The organism is Pseudomonas sp. Pseusp3 (assembly GCF_047304225.1).
GTDB lineage: Bacteria > Pseudomonadota > Gammaproteobacteria > Pseudomonadales > Pseudomonadaceae > Aquipseudomonas > Aquipseudomonas fluorescens_CD.
Map to the genome: position 1 here is coordinate 1 of NZ_JBGLYV010000192.1, position 4391 is coordinate 4391.

Here is a 4391-nt window from a genome sequence, read left to right on the forward strand (position 1 = left end):
AGCCCGCTCCCACAGGTTTTGTGAACGACACAGATCCCTGTGGGAGCGGGCTTGCTCGCGAAGCTTTTGCTTTAGATGTTGGCGAGTTTCTGCCAGACCTTCGGCTTGAAGAACAACGTCTCGCCCTTCGCCAACCCGATCAGGCTGTCGTGATCCTTGACCACTTCGGCCTCGATCAGATCGCTCTGCCCTTCAACCTTCAGCGTCACCCGCGTCGTCGCGCCCAGCGGACGGATATCCCGCACCTCGGCCGCGTGGTGATCTTCCAGCTCATGGCGCGACAGCGACACCTCGTGCGGGCGGAACAGCACGTGCTTGTCTTCGCCCAGGTGCAGTCGGTTCGAATCACCGAGGAAGTGATAGACGAAATCGCTGGCCGGGTTTTCGTAGACGTCGCCCGGTGAACCGATCTGCTCGATCACACCCTTGTTCATCACCACGATACGGTCGGCGACTTCCATCGCTTCTTCCTGGTCGTGGGTCACGAACACCGAGGTCAGGTTGATGTCTTCGTGCAGCCGCGCCAGCCAGCGGCGCAGTTCCTTGCGAACCTTGGCGTCGAGGGCGCCGAAAGGTTCGTCGAGCAGCAGCACTTTCGGCTCCACCGCCAGGGCGCGGGCCAGTGCAATGCGCTGACGCTGACCGCCGGAGAGTTGTTCCGGGTAGCGATCCGACAGCCAGTCCAGCTGCACCATGTTCAGCAGTTCGTGGACTTTGCTTGCAATCTGGCTTTCGCTCGGGCGCTGGTTTTTCGGTTTCATGCGCAGGCCGAACGCGACGTTGTCGAACACCGTCATGTGGCGGAACAAGGCGTAGTGCTGGAACACGAATCCGACGTTGCGATCCCGCACGTCATGGCCGGAAACGTCTTCACCGTGGAACACGATGTTGCCCTGGTCCGGGGTTTCCAGGCCGGCGATGATCCGCAGCAGCGTGGTCTTGCCGCAGCCCGACGGACCGAGCAACGCGACGAGCTCGCCGCTCTGGATGTCCAGGCTGATGTTGTCCAGCGCCTTGAACGCGTGGAAGTTCTTGCTGACGTTACGCACTTCGATCGACATGAAATCATTCCTCCGCGGCGCTGGCGCGCAGGCGGTTAATACGGTTTTCGCTCCACTGCTTGGCCAGCAGGATGAAGAGCGCCAGGATCAGCAACAGGCTCGCCACAGCGAACGCGGCCACGTGGTTGTATTCGTTGTAGAGGATCTCGACGTGCAGCGGCAGGGTGTTGGTCACCCCGCGAATGTGCCCGGAAACCACCGACACCGCACCGAACTCGCCCATGGCCCGCGCGGTACACAACACCACGCCGTAGATCAGGCCCCATTTGATGTTGGGCACGGTGACGTGCCAGAACATCTGCCAGCCGTTGGCGCCGAGCAGGCGTGCAGCCTCCTCTTCCTGAGTACCTTGTTCCTGCATCAGCGGGATCAGTTCACGGGCCACGAACGGCACGGTAACGAAAATCGTCGCCAACACGATGCCCGGCAAGGCGAAGACGATCTGGATATCGTGATCCTGCAACCACGGGCCGAACAGCCCCTGGGCGCCGAACATCAGCACGTAGACCAGACCCGCAATCACCGGGGATACCGAGAACGGCAGGTCGATCAGCGTCACCAGCATGCTCTTGCCGCGGAACGAGTACTTGCTCACGCACCAGGCGGCGCTGACGCCGAACACCAGGTTCAGCGGCACCGAAATCAGCACGGCGATGACCGTGAGTTTCAGGGCCGACAGCGCGTCCGGCTCAAAGATCGCGGTGAAGAACGCCCCGAGGCCGAGCTTCAGGCCCTGGGACACCACGATGAACAGTGGCAGCAGCAGGAACAGCGCAAAAATCAGCCAGCCAAGGCCGATCAGGATTCGCCGCGAGGTCGCACTGCCACGGCGGGCAGCGTTCGAGGAAGCGGCAGCAATAGACGATTGGGACATGGGTGCGCCTCCTTATGGGGTTTCGATGCGCCGCTGCAACAAGTTGATCAGCAGCAACAGGACGAAGGAAACCACCAGCATCAGTACACCAATGGACGTAGCGCCGGTGTAATCGTATTGGTCGAGTTTGACCATGATCAGCAGCGGCAAGATCTCGGTTTTCATCGGCATGTTGCCGGCGATGAAAATCACCGAACCATACTCGCCGACCCCGCGGGCAAAGGCCAACGCGAAGCCGGTCAGCCAGGCGGGCAGCAGCGCGGGCAGCAGGATATGGCGGAAAACCTGCAAGGGTTTCGCACCCAGGCACGCTGCCGCTTCTTCCACTTCACGGGGAATATCGGCCAATACTGGCTGTACGGTACGTACTACGAATGGAAGTGTCACAAAAGTGAGGGCAAGGGTGATGCCCAAGGGGGTGTAGGCGATCTTGAAACCCAGATCCGTTGCAAACTGACCAACCAGGCCGGTAGGGGTGTACAACGCTGTCAGCGCAATACCGGCCACCGCCGTGGGCAATGCGAACGGCAGGTCGATCATGGCGTCGATGACTTTGCGTCCAGGGAAGGTATAGCGCACTAATACCCAGGCCAGCAGCGTGCCGATGATGCCGTTGATGATCGCGGCACACAGGGCGGTGCCGAAACTGAGCTTCAACGCGGCCAGCACCCGTGGCGCCGAGATGATTGCCCAGAACTGATCCCAGGTGAGTTGAGCGGCATGCACGAACATCGCCGCCAGTGGTATGAGCACAATCAGGCTGAGGTACACCAAGGTGTAGCCCAGCGTCAGCCCGAAGCCGGGTATGACGGGGGAGATACGACGCGACATAAAAGTCCTTGGTTGAAAAGCGATCCGCTAAACGCATCAATGTGGGAGCGGGCTTGCTCGCGAAGAGGCCGTATCAGTCAACATTTACGTCGCCTGACACACCGCCTTCGCGAGCAAGCCCCCTCCCACACTTACGAGCCCAGGCATCAGGCTCATTGATGGCTATTTAAGATTACTGCGCCTGATAGATCTGGTCGAACACGCCGCCGTCATTGAAGAATTTCGGCTGCGCGGCTTTCCAGCCGCCGAAGTCCTTGTCGATGCTCACCAGTTCCAGTTTCGGGAACTGCTGGGCGTACTTGGCGGCGACATCCTTGTCCCGTGGACGGTAGAAATTCTTCGCCGCGATTTCCTGGCCGGCCGGGCTGTACAGGTACTTGAGGTAGGCTTCGGCGATCTGCTCGTTGCCCTTTTTCTCGGCGTTCTTGTCGACCACCGCCACCGGTGGCTCGGCGAGGATCGACAGCGAAGGCACGACGATGTCGAACTTGTCGGCGCCACCTTCTTCTTTCAGCGCCAGGAAGGCTTCGTTTTCCCAGGCCAGCAATACGTCGCCCTGACCGTTGTTGACGAAGGTGATGGTCGAACCGCGAGCGCCGGTATCCAGCACTGGCACGTGCTTGAACAGGGTTTGTACATATTCCTTGGCCTTGGCTTCGTCGCCACCGTTGGCTTTCAGGCCATAGGCCCAGGCCGCGAGGAAGTTCCAGCGCGCACCGCCGGAGGTTTTCGGGTTCGGCGTGATCACCGAGACGTCATTCTTGACCAGGTCACCCCAGTCCTTGATGCCTTTAGGGTTGCCCTTGCGCACCAGGAACACGATGGTCGAGGTGTAAGGCGTGCTTGCGTCCGGCAGGCGCTTTTGCCAGTCCGCCGGCAGGCTCTTGCCCAGCTTGGCGATTTCGTCGATGTCGCCGGCCAGGGCCAGGGTTACGACGTCGGCACGCAGGCCGTCGATCACCGCCCGGCCTTGCTTGCCCGAACCGCCGTGGGATTGCTGGATCTTCACGGTGTCGCCGGCATGGTCCTTCTGCCAGAACTTGATGAATTCGGCGTTGTAGTCCTGGTACAGCTCGCGGGTCGGGTCGTACGACACGTTGAGCAGCTCGTAGTCCTTGGCTACCGCGGAACCGGCAAAAAGGGCGCTGGCCAGGGCGGCCAAAGCGAAGTGGCGAATCGACGACATGGTGAAAGCTCCTGGAATTCTTGGTTTGTTGGCTTTTTTATGGGATATCGGAAATCGCGGTGCCTGGTTCGCCTCAGCCCGGCTTGTTGCCCGGCTGCTGCAAACGGAATTTTTCCTTGCGCTCGATCTGCACCACCTGGGCGTTGTGCACGGTGATTTCCACGGCACCAAAGCGCAGGTCGCGCAGGGCACTCTGGATTTCACGCAGGATGGTGGCTTCGTCTTGACCGTCGACGCTACGCAGGGATGCGCTCATATTGCTGCTCCTTCAACTGAGAGGTTGCCTCGCAGTGTCGGCACTGCTTGCGGCTTGAGAGCAATACTAGAGAGGTGTAGATATTCTTAAAAAGACTATTTAAGAATGTTTATATAACCAGAAGACATTATTTGGCGGGACAAGGGTTTGCGAGGGATTGCCCCCATCAGAAGCCCGCCCCCC

At 60.0% G+C, this 4391-nt stretch carries 5 protein-coding genes; all 5 read right to left on the bottom strand.

Translation table 11 applies throughout. The features are described from left to right. Window positions 1-71 precede the first annotated feature (71 nt). Window positions 72-1061 carry a sulfate/molybdate ABC transporter ATP-binding protein gene (locus ACCD00_RS30200; RefSeq protein ID WP_413428861.1) on the bottom strand — a complete coding sequence of 330 codons (990 nt, stop codon included), beginning with the start codon at window positions 1059-1061 and terminating at the stop codon, window positions 72-74. Between the two features lie 4 nt (window positions 1062-1065). Then, window positions 1066-1935: a sulfate ABC transporter permease subunit CysW gene (gene cysW, locus ACCD00_RS30205; protein ID WP_008019109.1), complete on the bottom strand. Its 870-nt coding sequence runs from the start codon at window positions 1933-1935 to the stop codon at window positions 1066-1068. Window positions 1936-1947: 12 nt separating this feature from the next. After that, on the bottom strand, window positions 1948-2766 hold the full coding sequence (gene cysT, locus ACCD00_RS30210; RefSeq protein WP_008019110.1) for a sulfate ABC transporter permease subunit CysT: 819 nt from the start codon (window positions 2764-2766) through the stop codon (window positions 1948-1950). 172 nt (window positions 2767-2938) lie between these two features. Continuing rightward, window positions 2939-3952, bottom strand: coding sequence for a sulfate ABC transporter substrate-binding protein (locus ACCD00_RS30215; protein WP_413428862.1), 1014 nt, complete (start codon window positions 3950-3952; stop codon window positions 2939-2941). 73 nt (window positions 3953-4025) lie between these two features. Continuing rightward, entirely contained in the window at window positions 4026-4208 is a 183-nt protein-coding gene (gene oscA, locus ACCD00_RS30220; RefSeq protein WP_007975618.1) for a sulfur starvation response protein OscA, read from the bottom strand. Window positions 4209-4391: the final 183 nt, after the last annotated feature.

Bases quoted from the DNA above. Each gene is read 5' to 3' on its own strand.
- ACCD00_RS30200 (WP_413428861.1), bottom strand. From the start codon at position 1,061: ATGTCGATCGAAGTGCGTAACGTCAGCAAGAACTTCCACGCGTTCAAG.
- cysW (WP_008019109.1), bottom strand. From the start codon at position 1,935: ATGTCCCAATCGTCTATTGCTGCCGCTTCCTCGAACGCTGCCCGCCGT.
- cysT (WP_008019110.1), bottom strand. From the start codon at position 2,766: ATGTCGCGTCGTATCTCCCCCGTCATACCCGGCTTCGGGCTGACGCTG.
- ACCD00_RS30215 (WP_413428862.1), bottom strand. From the start codon at position 3,952: ATGTCGTCGATTCGCCACTTCGCTTTGGCCGCCCTGGCCAGCGCCCTT.
- oscA (WP_007975618.1), bottom strand. From the start codon at position 4,208: ATGAGCGCATCCCTGCGTAGCGTCGACGGTCAAGACGAAGCCACCATC.